This window comes from Candidatus Accumulibacter propinquus (assembly GCF_056856495.1).
This window is the reverse complement of sequence record NZ_JBSEHC010000003.1, coordinates 33,650-53,247: the sequence shown is the minus strand read 5'-3', so window position 1 is coordinate 53,247 and position 19,598 is coordinate 33,650. Positions and strand designations below refer to the sequence as shown.

Here is a 19,598-nt window from a genome sequence, read left to right as displayed (position 1 = left end):
GGCGGAGTCGGCAGACTTCGCCCGCTTCTGCGTACCGGTAACAGATTCAGGTGGCGCTTGCCGAGCGCTTGTCGTTTTCGATCAGCGCGTACGCCGAATGATTGTGAATTGACTCGAAGTTCTCGGATTCCACCACATAGGTATCGATCCGACGCTCGGCGTTGAGCCGCGCCGCGACATCGCGCACCATATCCTCGACAAACTTCGGGTTGTCGTATGCGCGTTCGGTGACGAATTTTTCGTCAGGTCGCTTGAGCAGCCCGTAGAGTTCGCAGGAGGCCTCGGCTTCGACGAACTGAACCAGTTCCTCGATCCACAGGTGCTCATTGATGCTCACCGTCACCGTCACGTGCGAGCGCTGGTTGTGAGCCCCGCGTTCGGAAATTTCCTTGGAGCACGGACATAGGCTGGTCACTGGAACGACGACCTTGATGGTCGACTCGATCCTGCCGTGGCAGATCTCGCCGGTCAACGTCACATCGTAGTCCATCAGGCTCTGCACAGCGGAAACCGGTGCCGCCTTGTTGATGAAATAGGGAAAGCTCATTTCGACATGGCCGGTTTCCGCCTCCAGCCGATCTACCATTTCGCGCAGCATGGCCGGGAAATTCTCGACCGAAATCTCGCGCTCGTGGCTGTTGAGAATCTCCACGAAGCGCGACATGTGGGTGCCCTTGAAGTTGTGCGGCAGGCCGACGTACATGTTGAACATTGCGATCGTGTGCTGTATCCCGCCGGATTTGTCCAGGACCTTGACCGGATGACGGATCGCCTTGATCCCCACCTTGTTGATGGCGATCTGTCGGGTGTCGGCCGAGCCCTGGACGTCCGCCATGGTGGCGGGTGTGGGTCGCGTTTCGGGGGCGTTCATTGCTGCTCCTGGTAATTATTCTCCGCTGGTGGGACCCGCTGGTGTGCAGGAATCCGCCGCGCTGTCCTGGCTCTGGCGTACCGCCCGGACTATGCCGTCCCGGTCCAGGCCGATTTCGGCCAGCAGCAGTGCCTGGTCGCCATGCTCGATGAAGCGGTCGGGAATTCCCAGCCGCAGCAAGCGCACCGGGTTTCCGGTGTCTTCGAGAACGCGCGCGACTTCGGCACCTGCGCCCCCGATCAAAGCATTTTCTTCGACGCTGATCAGCAGCGAATGTTCCGCAGCCAGCGCCATGATCAACTCGCGGTCGATCGGCTTGACAAAGCGCATGTTGGCTACAGTCGCGTCGAGTTCCTCGGCGGCCGCCAGGGCGGGGGTCAGCATGCTGCCGAAGGCGAGCAGCGCCACGCCACTGCCCCGGCGACGGACTTCGCCCTTGCCGACGGGTAGTCCGACCAGTTTCTTGTCAATGACCGTTCCCGAACCGGTGCCACGTGGGTAACGCACGGCGGCAGGGCCGTCCAGGCGGTAGGCGGTGGTCAGCATCTTGCGGCATTCGTCCTCGTCGGATGGTGTCATCACCACCATGTTGGGGATACAGGTCAGGAAGGACAGGTCAAAGGCGCCGTGGTGGGTCGGACCGTCGGCGCCTACCAGGCCACCGCGGTCGAGCGCGAAGACTACCGGCAGGTTCTGCAGAGCCACATCATGCACCAGTTGATCGTAGCCGCGTTGCAGGAAGGTCGAGTAGATCGCCAGGACCGGGCGCAGACCTTCGCAGGCGAGTCCGGCGGCGAAGGTGACAGCGTGCTGCTCGGCGATACCGACGTCGTAATAGCGTTCCGGGAAACGTTCGCTGAAGCGCAGCAGGCCAGAGCCTTCGCGCATCGCCGGGGTGATACCGACCAGTTTCGGGTCGGCCGCCGCCATGTCGCATAGCCAGTCGCCGAAGATCTGGGTATAGCTGGGTTTGGCGCCGCTTGGCCCGTCGGCGATGCCGACATCCGGCTTGAATTTCGACACGCCATGGTAAAGAATCGGGTCGACTTCGGCCAGCTTGTAGCCCTGGCCCTTCTTGGTGATCACATGCAGAAACTGCGGCCCCTTCAGATTTTTCAGGTTCTGCAGCGTCGGAACCAGCGATTCGAGGTCGTGGCCGTCGATCGGACCGATGTAGTTGAAGCCCATTTCCTCGAACAGCGTACCGGGTGTCAGCATGCCTTTCACGTGTTCCTCGGCGCGTTTGGCGAATTCCCGCAGCGAAGGCGAGAAGTCGAGTATCTTCTCGCCCGCCTTGCGCGCAGCGTTGAAACTGCTGCCCGAGAAGAGGCGCGCCAGATAGCGGTTGAGAGCCCCCACTGCCGGTGAAATAGACATGTCATTGTCGTTGAGGACGACGAGCATGTCGGCATCCGCGACGCCGGCATTGTTGAGGGCCTCAAAAGCCTGGCCGGCGGACATCGCGCCATCGCCGATGATCGCCACGACCTTGCGTGTCTCGCCCTTGATCTTGGCGGCGAGCGCCATGCCCAGCGCGGCCGAGATCGAGGTCGACGAATGACCGACGCCGAAAGTGTCGTAGCTGCTCTCGCTGCGCTTCGGAAAACCCGAAACGCCGCCACGCATGCGCAGCTTGCCCATCCCCGAGCGACGACCGGTGAGTACCTTGTGTGCATAGGTCTGATGGCCGACGTCCCACACCAGGCGATCGTGCGGGGTATCGAAAACGTGGTGCAGGGCAACCGTGAGTTCGACCGTGCCCAGGTTCGACGAGAGGTGTCCTCCGGTCCTGGCGACCGATTCCAACAGAAAGGCGCGCAACTCATCGGCAAGTTGTGGCAATTGTCGGCGGTCAAGTTTGCGTACTTGCGCCGGTTCGCTGATGGTGTCGAGCAGAGGGTAACGGGTCATTTATTTTCCTGGTCCTGCGGAAACGCTCGGCGGCAAGTAGAGAAGGGGTCAGAACTTGCGCTGGGTAATGAAATCGGTCAACTCCACCAGGCGCTGGCTGCGTTCGCCGAAAACGGTGAGGGCCGCGAGTGCCTGTGCCCGCAGATCGGCAGCAAGTTCGCGGGCGCGCTCCAGGCCCATCAGGCTGACGTAGGTCGGCTTCTCGGAAGCCGCGTCCTTGCCGGCCGTCTTGCCCAGTGTTGCCGTGCTGGCCGTGCAGTCAAGAATGTCATCGACGACCTGGAATAGCAGCCCGGTGCGTTTGGCAAACCGATCCAGTGATTCACGTTCGGGAACGCTCAACGCCTTCCCGCACAGGCCGCCGAGTACCACGGCGGCACGAATCAGGGCGCCAGTCTTGAGCGCATGCATCAATTCGAGCTCAGGCTGGCTGAGTGACTTGCCGACTGATTCGAGGTCGATCGCCTGGCCGCCGGCCATGCCGCAGGAACCGCTCGCGCGCGCCAGGAGACACACCATTTCCAGTTGCCGGTGACTGTCACCAAACTCTTCGCGCGCCAGCAACTCGAAAGCCAGCGACTGCAGGCTGTCGCCAACCAGCAGGGCAGTCGCCTGGTCGTACTCGACATGACAGGTCGGCCGCCCGCGTCGCAGCACGTCGTCATCCATGCACGGCAGGTCGTCATGCACCAGTGAATAACTGTGGATCAATTCGACGGCGCTGGCGGCGACTGCCAGGCGTTCGCGTGGGGCGTCGGTCAGTTCGCCGGCGGCAAAAGTGAGCAATGGGCGCACCCGTTTGCCGCCGTCGAGGCTGGCGTAGCGCATCGCCTGGTGGAGACGGCCGGGAATGGCCTCGCCGGGAGGCAGGCAGCGCGCAAGCGCCGCTTCCACCTCGGTCTGGACGTTGCGCATCCAGTCCGGAAAGGACAGAACTCTGGGATTGGCGGGTGTCATCGGTGGCGTACTCATTTGGTTTCGCTGCCATCGGGTTCGAAATCGCGTAGCGTCCCATTTTCGAGAATCTGGATCTGGCGTTCGGCCGTGCTGAGTTGCTGCTGGCAGTGTCTGAGCAGTTCGCTGCCTCGCCGATAGGCCGCCAGCGACTCCTCGAGCGGCAGACGGCCCCCTTCCATGTTCTGGACGATCTGTTCAAGTTCGGCGAGCGCCGCTTCGAATTTCAGCTCAGCCATGCCGGTTGCTGTCGTGCCCGCGGCTTCTGCGTCGACAGGAGGCTTCGAGTTTGTTCGTGGCATTGTAAAGGCTCGAATCAAACTGGCGAAAATAGCCTATTAGTGGGCTTCCGGTCAAATGGAAAACTTTCTGCGCAGGGTGTTCGATCAATTGACGATACCCTCCTGTAGTGTCACTGCGCCGACGTGATGCCACGTAGCGCACGGCCGGGCGTTTGCTGCAAGGGCCTGGGCGCCATGCGGATGCGCCGCAAACCTGCCGGGCGGGACTGGTGCTAAACTGGGACAACAAAAAACGGAGTCTGCCATGATAGTCATCGAAAAACAGCCGAAGCGCGTCGAAGTCACGGTCTATGCCGAGTTCAGTCTTGCCGATTACAAGGAGTTCGAGAACGCCGTCAATTTCGCGATCCAGTTCGAGGGGCCGGTCGACCTCCTCTTCGACCTCCGCGAAATGGCCGATGTCACACTGGACGTGGCCTGGGAAGACATCGTCTTCGCACGCGCGCATGCCAACGATTTCAACCGCATTGCGGTTCTCACCCATAGCCAGTGGGTGGCTTGGAGCGCTTGGTTGGCGCAGATTTTCGTCCGTGCCGAGACGCGCCTCTTCGACGACGAACTCGACGCGCGTGCCTGGCTGACTGAAGAGGAGGGCCCGGCGTGATTGCGACAACTCTGGTCAGCAGCGCGCGTCTTGCCGATCGTCTCGAGGATCCACTCTGGCGCGTCTTCGACTGCCGCCACCTGCTGAACGATCCTGCCGCCGGGCGCGCGGCCTACGCCAGATCCCATCTGCCGGGGGCTTTCTTCCTGCATCTCGATGAGGACCTGTCGGGGCCGACCAATGGTCGCAATGGGCGTCATCCGCTGCCCGATCCGCTGCTCCTCGCCGGCAAGCTAGGTTCGGCAGGCGTCTCGGCAGAAACCCAGGTAGTCGCCTATGACGATTCCGGAGGCATGTTCGCTGCGCGCCTCTGGTGGTTGTTGCGCTGGCTGGGGCACACGCGGGTCGCCGTGCTCGACGGCGGCATCGATCAGTGGATTGGCGAAGGCAGAGCCGTCTCGACCGATGTGCCGACGTCCACCCCGGCAATCCTGAAGGTTGATCTGCGTGACGGGGTGGTGAGCAGTGACGACGTGCTCGCAGGTCTTGAAGCCCAGTGCTTCCGCGTCATTGACGCCCGCAGTCCCGACCGTTTTCGTGGCGAGAATGAAACCCTCGACGCTGTCGGCGGGCACATTCCCGGCGCAATCAACCGCTTTTTCCGCGACAACCTCGACGCGGGTGGCCACTTTCGCCCCGCGATCGACCTGCGGCGCGAGTTCCTGGCGCTGCTCGCCGGGATCGATCCGGCGCAGGTGGTCATGTCCTGTGGTTCTGGCGTGACCGCCTGTCACAATCTATTGGCGATGGAGATTGCCGGTTTGCCTGGGGCGCGTCTCTATGCCGGTTCCTGGAGCGAATGGTGTAGCGACCCGACGCGGCCGGTAGCGCGTCAGATCCCCTGAGACCTCAAGCCAGTACCATCTCGGCTGCAGCCTCGGCGATCTCGTCGAGCGAGAGTCCACCGTTGGATCGGTACCACTGGCGGCTCCAATTGAGCATGCCGAAGAGCAGGAGCCGCATCGGTTTCGCCGGAAGGCGCAGTTTTCCGCTGGCCGCCAACTGCTCAAGGGTGGCCTGCCACGCCTGCTGATAGCGGTCGCTGACGGCGGCGATTTCGGCCCTTGCCGTGATGCCCAGCGAACGCGATTCATAGACCAGCATCGGTGCGTGGCAATCGCCTTCGAGGAGGGTCCCGAGATGGCTGCGGATCATCACCCGCAGGCGCCGCTCGGGGTCGTCGATGCCCGCGACGGCAGCTTGCAGGCGCTGGTGGCCAGCCTCCAGCCCTTCGATCATCGCCGCCTTGAGCAGGTCCTGCTTGCTGCGGAAATGATAGAAAGGGCTTCCCGAGCGCATGCCGACCGCTTCGGCGATATCACGTGTGGTGGTGGCGTCGAAGCCCTTCTCGACGAACAGACGTGCAGCGGCGCGCAGCAACTCGTCGCGGCGGTTCGCCTCGAGCGCGCTCCCCTGGCGCTTGTGGCCCGTCGGCACGCGGCTCAGAGCGTCGCCGCCAGACGCGTGCCCTGGTCGATGGCGCGCTTGGCGTCGAGTTCGCGGGCCACGTCGGCACCACCGATCAGCGAAAGTGGTACCGCAGCAGCGCGCAGACCTTCTTCGAGGTCACGGCGCGGTTCCTGGCCGGCACAGACGACGACATGATCCACCGGCAGGCACTGCTGTTGACCGTCGACGATGATATGCAGGCCGGCATCGTCGATGCGCTCGTAGCTTACCCCCGAGAGCATCTGCACGCCACGTTTCTTGAGCAGGGTGCGGCGAATCCAGCCGGTGGTCTTGGCCAGCCCGTCGCCAACCTTGGACGTCTTGCGCTGCAGCAGCCACACCTGTCGCCGTACGGCTTCGTCGCTTGGCGGCTTGAGGCCACCGCGATTGGCGAAGTCGGGGTCGATACCCCACTCGCCCTGAAAACGCTCGAGTTCGTCCCGATCGTCGTCGGCATGGGTCAGAAACTCGGCGACGTCAAAACCGATGCCGCCGGCGCCGATGATCGCCACCCGTTCGCCGGCGATCCGATAACCCTCGATCAGGTCGGAATAAGCGATCACCTTTTCGTGCTCGATGCCCGGCAGTTCCAGCCGACGCGGTACGATGCCGGTGGCCAGGACGACGTGCTCGAATCCGGCCTCGACGAGGCTGGCGGCGTCGCAACAGGTGCCGAGTTCGAGCGAAACGCCGGCCTTCTGCAGGCGGCGATCGAAGTAGCGCAGCGTTTCGCCGAACTCTTCCTTGCCGGGGATTCGGCGCGCCAGATTGAACTGACCGCCGATTTCCGGGGCAGCATCGAAAAGGGTGACCCAATGCCCACGTTCGGCCGCGGTCAGCGCGCAGGCCATGCCCGCCGGGCCTGCGCCGACGACGGCGATTCTCCTGGGGACCTTGGCCTGTTCGATGATCAGTTCGGTTTCCCGACAGGCGCGTGGGTTGACCAGGCAGTAGGTCAGCCGGCCTTCGAAGATCTCGTCCAGACAGGCCTGGTTGCAGGCAATGCAGGTGTTGATTTCGTCGGCGCGTCCGGCAGCCGCCTTATTGACGAAATCGGCATCGGCAAGGAACGGGCGTGCCATCGAAACCATGTCGGCACAACCGGTAGCGATCACTTCCTCTGCCACCGCTGGGGTGTTGATGCGGTTGGTGGTGATCAACGGGATCCCGACCTGTCCCATCAGTCGCCTGGTTACCCAGACGAAGGCCGCGCGTGGGACCATCGTGGCAATTGTCGGGATGCGTGCCTCGTGCCAGCCGATGCCGGTGTTGATCAGCGTTGCCCCGGCAGCTTCGATGGCCTTGGCCAGAGACACGATTTCGTCCCAGGTGCTGCCGCCTTCGACGAGGTCGAGCATCGACAGACGGTAGATGACAATGAAGTTCTCTCCGGTGGCCTCGCGCACACGCCGCACCGACTCGACGGCGAAGCGGCAGCGGTTCTCGAAACTGCCGCCCCAGCGGTCCTCGCGGAAATTGGTCTGCTGGGCGACGAACTGGTTGATCAGATAACCTTCCGATCCCATTACCTCGACTCCGTCATAGCCGGCGATTTGCGCGAGCGCAGCGCAACGGGCGTAGTCGTTGAGCGTGCGCTCGATGTCGTCCTCGCTGAGTTCGCGGGGGCGGATCGGCGAGATTGGCGCCTGTGCTGCCGAGGGCGCGACGGCGCCCCGGTGGTAGGCGTAACGGCCGGTATGCAGGATCTGCATGGCGATCTTGCCTCCCGCCTGGTGGACCGCGTCGGTGATCTGCCGGTGGTTCTCGGCCTGCGCTTCGTTTTCCAGCACGGCCGCACCGGGCATAACCACGCCGTCCTGGTTGGGGGCAATGCCGCCCGTGACGATCAAACCCACGCCACCACGCGCCCGCTCGGCGTAGAAGGCGGCAAGGCGGGCGAAACCCTGTGGCGCTTCTTCGAGGCCGGTGTGCATCGAACCCATCAGGACACGGTTCTTCAGCGTCGTGAAGCCGAGTTTGAGCGGGGCGAGCAGGTGTGGATAAGCGTGACGCGGCATGCTGGAGGTCTCCTGAGACGAATGGGGCGTTCGGTGGGTGATCAATGATTAAGCAAGCAATTGCTTGTTGGATTATCCGGGATTGACCATGAACCCGCAAGTGTGTTGCAGGAGCCCTGTCACGTCGCTGGTCAAAGGCTTGCCGGGGCGCGATCGGGAGCGGCGGCTGCGTGTTCTGCAGCCGGTCCTATGCCTAGAGCGCGCACATCACTCGAAAACGCTGATTGCGAGTGGTGCCATCTCCTTGTAAAGGAGTGGCAGCGGTGATTTTTGCGAGAGGGTGATGATCCGGGTTCCCGGCGGGTAGATCAGATGGTAGGTCAGGTACATGTGCGCTTCTTCCGGTCCGAGCAGGAGTTCACGCAGGGCCGCATAACCGGGATGGCCGAGCACCGTCACCTCGTGGTAGTCATGTCGGTTGAGGCGCACCGAACGCTGCCGGAACTCGAGTTCTGGGGCTTTCTGCCCAAGCAGCTCGTGCATCAACAGGTGCCGAATCTCGGGCAGCAGGATCACGCCCACGCAGTCGGCGCCGATCAGCCACTCGACGGCCCGCGCCTCGCCACCGGGGTCCGGCACATGGTCGCCAAACGCCTGGCACCAGCGCGGGAAATGCGCCGAGTAGCGGTGAATGATCTTTTCCATCACCCTCCCGGGGCTAGCGGCCGCTTGCGGCGCGGTCGATGAGGCTGCTCACCACATCGGTGTCCGAGACGAAGCCCTGCAGTTCGTTGTTGTCGATCACCAGCACGCTCTTCACTGCGTACTGGATCATCAGCCGCGCCAGGTAACGGATTTCGAGGTGCTGGGAAACCTGCAGGGCCGGCTTCTGGGCGATGTCGTAGACATTAAGCAGGTCGATGTCGCCGTCCTCGGCGATCACCGCCTTGGCCACGTCGCGATAGGCGATCAGGCCGTAGGCGTCGCCGGAATGACGCTTTTCGACGACCAGCGACTTGACGTCGCGCTCCTTCATCATCATCAGCGCTTCACGCACCGTGGCCAGCGGGCTGATGGTGATGACGCTCCTTTTCATGATTGCGGCAACCAACATGGCAAGAACTCCTTCAGTCAGTAATCCAGCGGCGCCCGCTGGTCGGGGTGCTCACAGGTCTTCCTCGACTTCGCGGCGGAAGGCCAGCATCTGCTCCAGTCCGATGCCGATCACGCTGCCCAGGGGCAGCGAGAAACCCAGGCCACGGCCGGGCAGGTCCAGCTGCATTTGCATCTTCACTGACCTGAGAATGCGCATCGCCAGCTGCTTTTCGACCACGCACAGCAGCAGCGACTCCTTGCGCTCCAGACCGAGACCGAGGAAAGTCTTGCGTTCATTGTGCCGCAGACCCTTGCCCTTGAGGATGGTAAGGCCGGTGGCACCCGATTCCTTGAGAATCCCGACCGCCCGGTTCTCGTCTTCTTCCGGAACGATCAGCACCACAGCAGAAAATTTCATGGGCGTTGTTTCTCCTTGAGTGTCCTCGACCGCAGCAGCCACGTGGCCAGCATGCCATAGGACATGACGATGATCATCGGCAGCAGCGAGGCAAAGGCAATCAGGCCGAAACCGTCGATCATCGGGTCACGGCCAGGGGTACGTTCGGCCAGGCCGACGCCGAGCGCGGTCACCAGCGGCACGGTCACCGTCGAGGTGGTCACCCCTCCGCAGTCGTAGGCGATCGGAACGATGAAGTCCGGCGCGAACCTGGTCATCGCCAGCACCAGCAGGTAGCCGGGGATCAGCCAGTAGGCGATGTTGATGCCGTCGATGATGCGCGCACAGCCGATGACGATGCCGACGCCGACGCCGATCGAGACCAGCGTGCGTAACCAGAGGCCCTTGAGTTGCCCCAGGCTGACCTCGTCGGCCTTGATCGATAGTGCGATCAGTGCCGGTTCGGCCATGGTGGTGGCGAAGCCGATCAGGAATCCGTAGAGATAGACCGCCCACATCGGCACGTCGTCGCGCATCAGGCCGTTGGTCATCTCGTCGCCGAGCGGGAACAGCCCGACCTGCAGCCCTTCGTCGAACAGAAACAGGCCGACGGCGACCAGCACCATGCCCACCGCCAGTCCCTTCGGGTCGGCGAGCGGCCGCCGCAGGATGACGAAACTCGAGAACAGGACCACGGCAATGATCGGCAACAGGTTCCTGACCATGATCAGGAAATCGAGCAGCAACTCCAGCGCCGCGTACTGGTGCTGGTCGTCACTCGGCATCATCAGCACCGCCGTGCCTTGTGCGGCGGGAACAAAGAACAGAATGCCGTAAATCTGGATGATGATCATCGGCGCCAGGGCGCCGAAGGCAATCAGGCCGAAGCCGTCGAGCATCGGGTTACGGCCGCGGATACTGGTCGCCAGGCCGACCCCCAGCGCGGTCAACAGCGGCGCGGTGACGGTCGAGGCGACGACGCCGCCGGAGTCGAAAGCCAGACCGACCAGTTGCGGTGGCGAAAACACCGTCAATACGATGACCAGTAGGTAACCCGGGATCAGGTAGTTGCCGATCGAGTGCCCGAGGACGATGCGCCAGACACCGAGCATCACCGCCAGGCCGACGCCCAGCGCGGCGACCATGCGCAGGGTCAGTGCGCCCATGCTGCCGCCCGAGACCGCTTCGGCCTTGTAGGCGACGGCCATCAGCGCCGGCTCGGCGGCGACCGAGGCGAAGCTGATGCAGAAGGCAAAAAGCATCAGCCACAGGAAGGAGCCGCGGCGGGCGAAGTCGAAAGCCATCGTCTCGCCGGCCGGAAAGATCGCAGCGTCGAGACCCTTGACGAACAATGCCAGCCCGAGCAGGACGATCGCAAAACCACCGATCAGCGCCGCCGGACTGTCCGGCATGCGCTGGATGAAAAACACCTGGAAGAGAACGACAACGATCAGCGTCGGCGCCAGATCGCGCGCTGCCTCGTGCAGGAGTTCGCGGATGACGCGGACGAGCGAACTCAGGCCCATGTCAGATCCTCGCGACTACCCGCGAACGGCGGGTTTGGCCAGGAGAAGAGCCTTGGGTGGTAGCGTGTCATCGGCCCGGAAAGTGATCGGTCAGGTGGCAAGTCATCTTCGGCATGAGCATGCCGGAGATTGTCCGGCACGGCAAGTGTGTTCAGTTCCGGCTTCCGAGAAATACGGGTTCGGGCGTCAATTCGACGTGGAAACGCGCACGTACGTCGGCCTGCACCGCGTGCGCCAGGGCAAGCACTTCGGCGCCGCAAGCGCCGCCGCGATTGACCAGCACCAGCGCCTGCTTCTCGTACATCCCGACCCGCCCGAGGTTCCTGCCTTTCCATCCGCTGTGTTCGATCAGCCAGCCGGCGGCGAGTTTGATGCGGCCATCGGCCTGTGGATAACGCGGCAGATCCGGGTAGGCCTGCGCCAGTCGCTCGCCAAGCGCGGCGTCCACCAGCGGATTCTGGAAGAAGCTGCCGGCGTTGGGCAGCGTTGCCGGATCGGGCAGTTTGCGGCTGCGGATGTTGCTCACCGCCGTCGCGATCTGCGTGGCCGTCGGATCGGCGATCTGCCGACGGTCGAGTTCGGCCGCAAGATCGCCATAACCGGTCAGTGGCCGCCAGGCTTTCGGCAGCCGGAAGGTCACCCCGATCACCACGAGACGCGCGTCGAGGTGCCAGCCCTCCTGCTTGAAGACGCTGTCGCGATAGGCAAAGCGGCAGTCGGCACGATCCAGCCGTATCGTCCTGCCGGTGAGCATGTCCACAGCGTCGAGGCTGAGGACACGGTCGGCGACTTCGAGCCCGTAGGCGCCGATGTTCTGGATCGGTGCGGCGCCGACCGTGCCCGGGATGAGCGCCAGGTTTTCGAGTCCCGGCCAGCCTTGCTGCAGCGTCCAGCTGACCAGTTGATGCCAGTTCTCGCCGGCACCCGCGTACACATACCATGCCTCGGCGTCCTCGCCGAGCAGTTGCCGGCCGGCAATCGCCATGTGCAATATCAGGCCGTCAAAGTCGCCGCCGAGAACGAGGTTGCTGCCGGCACCCAGAACGAACTGACTCGGCCCGTGGCTGCCGGCAAGCTGCGCCAGTTGGGTGGCCGCCCGGATTTCGGCGTAGAACGCAGCTTGCCCGGGCAGGGCCAGCGTCGTGCGCCTTTCGAGGCTGACGGCGCGCTCTACGAAGTCCGGCAGTGGCTTGGCGGGCACGGCCGCGCCCAGGCTCCCGGCCTGGCTCAGAGCAGCGGCGCCAGCCAGTGCTCGGCTTCGGAGAGGCTGAAGCCGGTACGCTGCGCCCAGTCTGCGAGTTGATCCCGGGCGATCTTGCTGACCGCGAAATAACGCGCTTGCGGATGTGCCAGATAGAAGCCGGAAACCGCCGCGGCCGGCGACATGGCGAAGGACTCGGTGAGCGCCATGCCGGTGTGGCGTGGGGCGTCGAGCAATTCGAACAGTGCACCCTTGGCGGTATGGTCCGGGCAGGCCGGGTAGCCGGGGGCCGGTCGGATGCCGCGATAGTCCTCGCGGATCAGCGCTGCGCGATCGAGGTCTTCGTCACTGGCGTAGCCCCAGTAATCGCGTCGCACCTGCGCGTGCAACCACTCGGCGCAGGCTTCGGCAAAGCGGTCGGCGATGGCTTTCAACATGATCGCATGGTAATCGTCGTGCGCAGCGTTGAATTCGGCGAGTTTCTCCTCGATGCCGAAGCCGGCACCGACGGCAAACGCGCCGATCCAGTCCGGGGTGCCGCGTGCGGCGACGAAATCGCTCAGGCAATAGTGCGGTTTGCCCGCCGGCCGTTCCTGCTGCTGGCGTAGGTTGTGCCAGACCATCGACGGCTGGGTGCGTGCTTCGTCGGCATAGATTTCGATGTCGTCACCGACGCTGTTGGCCGGGAACAGGCCGAAGACGGCGTTGGTACGCAACCACTTTTCCCTGACGACCTTCTCCAGCAGCGCCCTGGCGTCATTGAATACCGCTCGTGCCGTAGCGCCGACGACGGCATCGTCGAGAATCTTCGGGTAGCTGCCGGCGAGATCCCAGGTCTGAAAAAACGGTCCCCAGTCGATATAGTCGACCAGGGTGGCGAGATCGATCTCGCGCAGTACATGCACGCCCGGTTTCTTCGGTGCCGTCGGTCGATAGGCGGCATCGCCGTTCCAGACGAAACGGTTGGCACGCACTGCCGGCAGCGTCAATAGCTTGATGCCTTTCTTGTTGGCGTGCTGGGCGCGCACTTTGGCGTGGTCGGCGGCCAGTTCGACCCTGAAATCGGCGGCGTTGTCGATCGACAACAGGCGGGTGACGACGCCAACGGCGCGCGAGGCATCCGGGACATAGACCACTGGCCCGGAATAGTTCGGCGCGATCTTGATCGCCGTGTGCGCACGGCTGGTCGTCGCTCCACCGATCAGCAGGGGAACCGGCGGGCCACCGTCGGCGCCGGCGGCAAAGCCGAGACGCTCCATCTCGGCTGCGACGTGGCTCATTTCCTCCAGCGACGGCGTGATCAGACCCGACAGGCCGACCGCTTGCGCGCCGTGCTCACGCGCTGCGTGCAGAATCCTGTCGCAGGAAACCATGACCCCGAGGTCGATGACATCGTAGCCGTTGCAGCCGAGCACCACGCCGACGATGTTCTTGCCGATGTCGTGCACGTCGCCCTTGACCGTGGCGATGACGATCCGGCCCTTGCTGCTGACGCCGGTGCGCAGCTTTTCGGCCTCGATGTAGGGAATCAGGTGCGCGACGGCCTGCTTCATCACGCGCGCCGATTTGACGACTTGCGGCAGGAACATCTTGCCGGCGCCAAAGAGGTCGCCGACGACATTCATGCCGTTCATCAAGGGGCCTTCGATCACCGCCAGGGGGGGCTTGCCGGCGGCGGCCAGCGCGGCCCGGCATTCCTCGGCGTCGGCGACGACGAAGTCGGTGATTCCCTTGACCAGGGCGTGCGTCAGGCGTTCCTGGACCGGCAGCTCGCGCCAGGCCAGGTCGGGGCCGGTGTCCCGACTTTTTCCCTCCCTGACGGTCTGGGCAAACTCGACCAGCGCCTCGCCGGCGTCAGGGCGGCGATTGAGCACCACCTCTTCGACCTTCTCGCGCAGCACCGGGTCGAGCTCATCATAGACCCCGAGCATGCCGGCGTTGACGATGCCCATCGACAGGCCGGCCTGGACCGCGTGGAACAGGAACACGGTGTGGATGGCCTCGCGTACCGGGTCGTTGCCGCGGAACGAGAACGAGACGTTGGACACGCCGCCGGAGATCTGCGCCCCCGGCAGTCGGGCGCGAATCCAGGCACAGGCCTCGATGAAGTCGACGGCATAGTTGTTGTGCTCTTCGATGCCGGTGGCGATGGCAAAGATGTTCGGGTCGAAGATGATGTCCGATGGCGGAAAACCCGCCTGCTCGGTGAGCAGCTTGTAGGCGCGGCCGCAGATTTCGGTCTTGCGCGCGAAGGTGTCGGCCTGTCCGGCCTCGTCGAAAGCCATGACCACCACCGCCGCGCCGTAGCGGCGCGCCAGTCTGGCCTGGCGCAGGAAGGCCTCCTCACCTTCCTTCATCGAGATCGAGTTGACGATCCCCTTGCCCTGGATACACTTGAGGCCGGCCTCGATGACCTCCCATTTCGACGAGTCGATCATGATCGGCACCCGCGAGATGTCCGGCTCGCTGGCGATCAATTTCAGGAAGCGATCCATCGCTGCCTTCGAATCGAGCATCGCCTCGTCCATGTTGATGTCGATGACCTGCGCGCCGTTCTCCACCTGCTGGCGGGCGACCGCCAGGGCATCGTCGAAGCGACCTTCGAGAATCATCCGCGCAAACGCCCGCGAGCCGGTGACGTTGGTGCGCTCGCCGACGTTGACGAACAGCGAGTCCCGGCCGACGTTGAACGGTTCCAGACCGGACAGGCGCAGCTTCGCTTCGATCCTTGGGACGACGCGCGGCGTGATGCCGGCAACACGCGTGGCGATGGCGGCGATGTGTTCCGGCGAGGTGCCGCAGCAGCCGCCGACGATATTCACGAAGCCCTTGCGCGCCCAGTCGGCGATTTCCGCCGCCAGTTGTTCCGGTGTTTCGTCGTAGCCGCCGAAGGCATTCGGCAGACCGGCATTCGGGTGCGCCGAGATGAAGCAATCGCAGCGCTGCGAGAGTTCTTCGACATACTGCCGCAGTTCACCGGCGCCGAGGGCGCAGTTCAGACCGAAGCTCAGTGGCCGCACGTGGTTGAGCGAATTCCAGAAGGCTTCGGCGGTTTGCCCCGACAGCGTGCGTCCCGAGGCGTCGGTGATCGTCCCCGAGATCATGACCGGCCAGCGTCTCCCGACAGTTTCGAAATGCTGCTCGATGGCGAAAAGGGCCGCCTTGGCGTTGAGCGTGTCGAAAACGGTTTCGACCAGCAGGATGTCGGCGCCACCTTCGCAGAGACCGCGCACGGCTTCGGCGTAAGTGCCCACGAGCTCGTCGAAGCTGGTGTTGCGGTAAGCTGGATCGTTGACATCCGGCGAAATCGACGCGGTGCGCGAGGTCGGTCCGACGACGCCGGCGACAAAGCGTGGCTTGGCCGGGTTGAGCGCCGTGAACTCGTCGCATACCGCGCGTGCCAGTTGTGCTCCGGCGACATTCAGCTCATGGACGATGGCTTCGAGATGGTAGTCGGCCTGCGAAACACGGGTCGCGTTGAAGGTGTTGGTCTCGATGATGTCGGCTCCGGCCGCCAGGTATTCTCCGTGGATCGCGCGGATCAGTTCCGGTCGGGTCAGCAGCAGCAGGTCGTTGTTGCCTTTCAGGTCATGCGCGTGCGCGGCGAAACGCGCGCCGCGGTAGTCGGCCTCCTGCAGGCCGTGGCGCTGGATCATCGTGCCCATCGCGCCATCGAGGACCAGAATGTGCTGTTCGAGGCGTGCTGTCAGTTCGGCGGTACGGTCAGGCTGCATGGTCATCTCTTGGTCTGTTCTCTGGTCTGTTGAGGCTCGGCAAGGCAGGCAATCCGTCGGTGAAAATCAGGGGAGGAATGCCGCCTCGCCGCGGGTTTCGACGACTGGCGTGACGGTGACGGCGACATCGAGCTCATGGGCGTCGCCCCCGAGAATGATCCCGCGCAGCGGCGAGACGTCGGCGAAGTCGCGGCCCCAGGCCAGGGTGATGTGCTGCGTGTCGGGCAGCAGGTTGTTGGTCGGATCGAAGTCTACCCAGCGACCCCCATCGAGTTCCGGGCAAAACACCGAAACCCAGGCATGCGAGGCGTCTGCACCGACCATGCGCGGTTGTCCGGGCGGCGGTTGGGTCAGCAGATAACCGCTCACGTAGCGCGCGGCGAGTCCCTGCGAGCGCAGACAGGAGAGCATCAGGTGCGCGAAGTCCTGGCAGACGCCACGCTTCTCGGCGAGGACCTTGAGCACCGGGGTGGCGACAGTGGTCGCCTCGGGATCGAAATCGAACTCGTCGTAGATGCGGCGCATCAGCGCCTGCACCGCATCGAAGACGGGTCTTCCGGGTGTAAAGGACGGACGTGCGTAGCTGGCAAACTCGTGCTTCACCCGGACATAGGGGGATTCGAACTGAAAGCGGCTGGCGTCGAGCAGGACCGGGCGCGAACCGTAGGCCAATGCTTCGCGCACCGTTTCCCACGTTGGCGAGGGGCCAGCCGACAGCGCCCGATCGGCGTGCGTGATGCCGGCCAGAGCGGGCAGATGCGGCAGCACGTCGATGGTGCTCTCGGCACGAACGCAGAGGCTGCGATGGGGAAACTCGATGGCCAGTTCCCTGACCGGATTGCCGAAGCAGTCGTTGCGCTCGCGCGCGGCAGTGACTTCAGGTTTGACGCTGATCTGATGTGCCAGGCAACGCTGCCAGGAGCAGTCTCGCGGCGTCAGGTGCAGGAGTTGGCGGGACAGCGAAACCGGCGTTTCGTAGCTGTAGCTGGTTTCGTGCACGATGTGATAGCGGGCGGCGGACTGGCTCACGGCGATCACGAGGCAAAGGTCTGCCGGCTGACGTCGCCGACATGGCTGAAATAGCGCATTGCCAGGCGATCCGAAAGCGTTGCCGCAGCGAGTGCGGTTCCGCTGAGCAGGCCGGCCAGTTCGAGGCATGGGTTGCAAGCCGAACATTCGCTGAAGCTCTGCCCCTCGAAACTGCCCAGGTCGAAGGCCTGCAGGCGCGTCAGCGCCTGCGGCAGGGCTTCGTCGCGCGGACCACCGAGCAGTCTCGCCAGGTTGTCGAGGTAACGCACCAGGAACTGTAACTGGAACGCTACCGAATGCGGGTTGCCGTCGTCGAAAACGATCAGGTCCAGCGCCGGCAGAAGCTGTGGCTGGATCATGTAGCGCGAGCGGTAAGTGATGATGCTGTCGGTCAGTTCCAGCAACCATTCGAGGCTGCCGGCGGCACGCGTCGATGGCAGGCGCAGGAAGCCGGCAACGGCGTTGGCGAGGAAAACGAGCCGTTCGATACGTCGGCCAATGATCAGGAAGCGCCAGCCGTCGTCGCGGGTCATGTTGTCCATCGCGAAACCGGCGAGCGACGAAGCGGTGAGCAGGACCTGATCGAGAAAGGCGAGTGCCTCTCCGAGTTCCGGTTGCGCGTCTTCGCCGGCCAGTGTCTCGCTGTACTGCTGCAGTTGATGCTGCAGCCGATTGATCGCATGCCAGTTGTCGAGCGAGAAGCGCTCGCGCACCTGTGTCGCAACCCACAACAGGCGGCGGATGTCGCCGGCGAGCCCCTCGCCCCACTCCTTGCTGCAAACGGCGTGCACCATCTGCGCATCCAGGGGCAGTTCCGCGGCGGCTTTCCTTGCTTTCGCGGCGGCGTGGGTATCGGTCTCGGCGGTCGGCAGCAGTTGCATGGTACGGCAGAGGTCGAGGGCTGAGTTGAGTGCCGGCAGCGTATCGGCGCCGGCATCGACCAGGCGCGACAGGGCGACGCGCAGGAGGCGCGAAGTCTTGTCACAACGTTCCGCATAGCGGCCGAACCAGTACAGGTTTTCGACGACTCGCGACGACAGGTTACGGCCGCCGCGCACGATGTCGGCCTTGCCGACCGACTGCTTGAGCAGGCTGAAGGTGTTGACCGCGGCGTCGGTGAGCACCCAGGTGTCCTTGCTCGACCCGCCGCGTTGCATCGAGATGACCCGTGCATTCGACGCCGCGGAAACGCGCGTCAGCCCGCCGGGCATCACCACGTGGCCACTCGGGGTGGCGGCGACAAAGACGCGCAGGCCGACGCCGCGTGGCAGCAGGCGCCGCGCGTGACTGGTGCTCCACGCCGGCGCTTCGGAAAAATTCACCAACTCCTGTGCGACATAGGCCTGCGGCCGGGCCCGCAGGCGGGCGATCATCTCCTCGCGTTTGCTGCCGTGCAGTTCGTTACCGAAAACCGGATCGAAGCGTTGCGAAGGGTACGAGCCCTTGATGACCAGTTCGTCGAGGTGTTCGATGGTGAACGCCAGCGCGGCCCGCTCGCCGCACCACCAGGTTGCTACCGAAGGCATTGCCAGCGGCTCGCCGAGCAGCTTCCTGCAGGCGCCGGGCAGGAATCCCGGTAGTGCGGCAGACTCGATCAGGCCACTGCCGAGGGCATTGGCGACCAGGACATTGCCGGCGCGCACGGCCTGCAGCAGGCCCGGAATGCCGAGCGCCGAATCGCCGCGCAGTTCGAGCGGATCGCAGTAGTCGTCATCCAGCCGGCGGAGCAGCGCATGCACACGCCGCAAGCCGCTGAGTGTTCGGAGGTAGACGCAATCGCCGCGCACCGTCAGGTCCTGTCCTTCGACCAGGGGAAAACCGAGATAGCGCGCCAGATAGGCGTGTTCGAAGTAGGTTTCGTTGTAGGGTCCCGGCGTCAGCAGGACGATCAGCGGCGCTTCGCCGGTACGCGGGGCCCAATGGGCGAGACTGTCCTGAAGTTGGCGGAAGAACGAGGCGAGATGCTGGACGTGCAGGTCGCGGAACTGCTCGGGAAAAACGCGGCCGACGATGGTCCGGTTTTCGAGGGCATAGCCGGCACCCGATGGGGCCTGCGTGCGGTCGGCAATCACCCACCAGCGGCCGTCGGGTGAGCGCGCGAGGTCGGCGGCGTAGAGATGCAGATAGGTATCACCGGGCGGTCTGATCCCCTGGCAGGGCCAGAGGAAGTTGTTGTGACCGAAGACCAGCGCCGCCGGCAGGCTGCCATCGGTGATCAGGGTCTGCGGACCGTACAGATCCTTCAGCACGGCGTTGAGCAGGCGTGCGCGCTGCGTCACGGCACCGGCCAGCTCCTGCCACTCGCCGGGCGAGAGGATCAGCGGCAGTGGATCGAGTTCCCATGGTCGGTCGGCGCCCTGCGGGTCGGCGTAGACGTTGTAAGTTACACCGTTCTCGAGGATGCGGCGCCGCACGTAATCGAGTCGGTGCCGCATCTGCTCGGGGGTTGCCGCAGCGAGGTGGGCCAGGAACGGTTGCCAGGACGGACGAACACTACCATCCTCGGCGAGCATCTCGTCGAAACGGTCGTTTTTCTTCTGATAGCTCGAAAGCAGGGATTGCGGCAT

General features: G+C 64.0%; 16 protein-coding genes. 2 read left to right on the top strand and 14 right to left on the bottom strand.

Annotated features, from left to right (window positions below; translation table 11 throughout):
* Nucleotides 1–46: 46 nt before the first annotated feature.
* Genes folE2 through AC15MQ_RS06365 form a run of 4 tightly spaced genes read right to left on the bottom strand, consistent with a single transcriptional unit; the run spans nucleotide 47 to nucleotide 3,975 of the window.
* Nucleotides 47–871: a GTP cyclohydrolase FolE2 gene (folE2, locus tag AC15MQ_RS06380; protein WP_287653026.1), complete on the bottom strand. Its 825-nt coding sequence runs from the start codon at nucleotides 869–871 to the stop codon at nucleotides 47–49.
* Between the two features lie 15 nt (nucleotides 872–886).
* Complete coding sequence (gene dxs, locus AC15MQ_RS06375) at nucleotides 887–2,782, bottom strand: 1-deoxy-D-xylulose-5-phosphate synthase (RefSeq protein ID WP_287653027.1); 1,896 nt, start codon at nucleotides 2,780–2,782, stop codon at nucleotides 887–889.
* Between the two features lie 48 nt (nucleotides 2,783–2,830).
* The gene (locus AC15MQ_RS06370) at nucleotides 2,831–3,754 is read right to left on the bottom strand and encodes a polyprenyl synthetase family protein (protein ID WP_287653028.1); all 924 of its coding nucleotides are present in this window, start codon (nucleotides 3,752–3,754) and stop codon (nucleotides 2,831–2,833) included.
* Nucleotides 3,751–3,975, bottom strand: coding sequence for an exodeoxyribonuclease VII small subunit (locus AC15MQ_RS06365; RefSeq protein ID WP_287653029.1), 225 nt, complete (start codon nucleotides 3,973–3,975; stop codon nucleotides 3,751–3,753). Before AC15MQ_RS06365 ends, AC15MQ_RS06370 begins: the two co-directional genes overlap by 4 nt.
* A 307-nt stretch (nucleotides 3,976–4,282) precedes the next feature.
* Here AC15MQ_RS06365 and AC15MQ_RS06360 point away from each other — a divergent pair, with 307 nt between their 5' ends.
* Both AC15MQ_RS06360 and AC15MQ_RS06355 read left to right on the top strand, forming a co-directional pair.
* Entirely contained in the window at nucleotides 4,283–4,642 is a 360-nt protein-coding gene (locus tag AC15MQ_RS06360) for a SpoIIAA family protein (RefSeq protein WP_483079692.1), read from the top strand.
* Entirely contained in the window at nucleotides 4,639–5,487 is an 849-nt protein-coding gene (locus AC15MQ_RS06355; RefSeq protein ID WP_287667047.1) for a sulfurtransferase, read from the top strand. Before AC15MQ_RS06360 ends, AC15MQ_RS06355 begins: the two co-directional genes overlap by 4 nt.
* A 4-nt stretch (nucleotides 5,488–5,491) precedes the next feature.
* Here the strand turns inward: AC15MQ_RS06355 and AC15MQ_RS06350 are convergent, their stop codons facing one another.
* The 10 genes from AC15MQ_RS06350 to AC15MQ_RS06305 all read right to left on the bottom strand — a co-directional run bounded on the left by AC15MQ_RS06350 (nucleotide 5,492) and on the right by AC15MQ_RS06305 (nucleotide 19,598).
* On the bottom strand, nucleotides 5,492–6,079 hold the full coding sequence (locus tag AC15MQ_RS06350; protein WP_287653032.1) for a TetR/AcrR family transcriptional regulator: 588 nt from the start codon (nucleotides 6,077–6,079) through the stop codon (nucleotides 5,492–5,494).
* A gap of 5 nt (nucleotides 6,080–6,084) precedes the next feature.
* Nucleotides 6,085–8,109 carry an oxidoreductase gene (locus AC15MQ_RS06345; RefSeq protein WP_483079691.1) on the bottom strand — a complete coding sequence of 675 codons (2,025 nt, stop codon included), beginning with the start codon at nucleotides 8,107–8,109 and terminating at the stop codon, nucleotides 6,085–6,087.
* A 207-nt stretch (nucleotides 8,110–8,316) separates the two neighbouring features.
* On the bottom strand, nucleotides 8,317–8,754 hold the full coding sequence (locus AC15MQ_RS06340; protein WP_287653034.1) for a hypothetical protein: 438 nt from the start codon (nucleotides 8,752–8,754) through the stop codon (nucleotides 8,317–8,319).
* 13 nt (nucleotides 8,755–8,767) lie between these two features.
* A complete protein-coding gene (locus tag AC15MQ_RS06335; protein WP_332337704.1) occupies nucleotides 8,768–9,163 on the bottom strand; it encodes a CBS domain-containing protein in 396 nt (131 codons plus the stop codon).
* Between the two features lie 51 nt (nucleotides 9,164–9,214).
* Entirely contained in the window at nucleotides 9,215–9,562 is a 348-nt protein-coding gene (locus tag AC15MQ_RS06330) for a transcriptional regulator (RefSeq protein WP_332337705.1), read from the bottom strand.
* Nucleotides 9,559–11,067, bottom strand: a complete 1,509-nt coding sequence (locus AC15MQ_RS06325; protein WP_332337706.1) for a DUF1538 domain-containing protein — start codon at nucleotides 11,065–11,067, stop codon at nucleotides 9,559–9,561. Before AC15MQ_RS06325 ends, AC15MQ_RS06330 begins: the two co-directional genes overlap by 4 nt.
* Before the next feature lie 151 nt (nucleotides 11,068–11,218).
* Nucleotides 11,219–12,268 (bottom strand): UDP-N-acetylmuramate dehydrogenase, encoded by a 1,050-nt coding sequence (murB, locus tag AC15MQ_RS06320; RefSeq protein WP_483079690.1) that lies wholly within the window; start codon nucleotides 12,266–12,268, stop codon nucleotides 11,219–11,221.
* Between the two features lie 26 nt (nucleotides 12,269–12,294).
* Nucleotides 12,295–16,002: a methionine synthase gene (gene metH, locus AC15MQ_RS06315; RefSeq protein WP_483079689.1), complete on the bottom strand. Its 3,708-nt coding sequence runs from the start codon at nucleotides 16,000–16,002 to the stop codon at nucleotides 12,295–12,297.
* A gap of 66 nt (nucleotides 16,003–16,068) precedes the next feature.
* Entirely contained in the window at nucleotides 16,069–17,031 is a 963-nt protein-coding gene (locus AC15MQ_RS06310; protein WP_332337707.1) for a transglutaminase family protein, read from the bottom strand.
* Nucleotides 17,032–17,036: 5 nt separating this feature from the next.
* Nucleotides 17,037–19,598: a circularly permuted type 2 ATP-grasp protein gene (locus tag AC15MQ_RS06305; protein WP_483079688.1), complete on the bottom strand. Its 2,562-nt coding sequence runs from the start codon at nucleotides 19,596–19,598 to the stop codon at nucleotides 17,037–17,039.

Coding starts and splice junctions, on each gene's coding strand:
- folE2 (WP_287653026.1), bottom strand. CDS start 871: ATGAACGCCCCCGAAACGCGACCCACACCCGCCACCATGGCGGACGTC.
- dxs (WP_287653027.1), bottom strand. CDS start 2,782: ATGACCCGTTACCCTCTGCTCGACACCATCAGCGAACCGGCGCAAGTA.
- AC15MQ_RS06370 (WP_287653028.1), bottom strand. CDS start 3,754: ATGAGTACGCCACCGATGACACCCGCCAATCCCAGAGTTCTGTCCTTT.
- AC15MQ_RS06365 (WP_287653029.1), bottom strand. CDS start 3,975: ATGGCTGAGCTGAAATTCGAAGCGGCGCTCGCCGAACTTGAACAGATC.
- AC15MQ_RS06360 (WP_483079692.1), top strand. CDS start 4,283: ATGATAGTCATCGAAAAACAGCCGAAGCGCGTCGAAGTCACGGTCTAT.
- AC15MQ_RS06345 (WP_483079691.1), bottom strand. CDS start 8,109: ATGCCGCGTCACGCTTATCCACACCTGCTCGCCCCGCTCAAACTCGGC.
- AC15MQ_RS06340 (WP_287653034.1), bottom strand. CDS start 8,754: ATGGAAAAGATCATTCACCGCTACTCGGCGCATTTCCCGCGCTGGTGC.
- AC15MQ_RS06335 (WP_332337704.1), bottom strand. CDS start 9,163: ATGTTGGTTGCCGCAATCATGAAAAGGAGCGTCATCACCATCAGCCCG.
- AC15MQ_RS06330 (WP_332337705.1), bottom strand. CDS start 9,562: ATGAAATTTTCTGCTGTGGTGCTGATCGTTCCGGAAGAAGACGAGAAC.
- AC15MQ_RS06325 (WP_332337706.1), bottom strand. CDS start 11,067: ATGGGCCTGAGTTCGCTCGTCCGCGTCATCCGCGAACTCCTGCACGAG.
- metH (WP_483079689.1), bottom strand. CDS start 16,002: ATGCAGCCTGACCGTACCGCCGAACTGACAGCACGCCTCGAACAGCAC.
- AC15MQ_RS06305 (WP_483079688.1), bottom strand. CDS start 19,598: ATGCCGCAATCCCTGCTTTCGAGCTATCAGAAGAAAAACGACCGTTTC.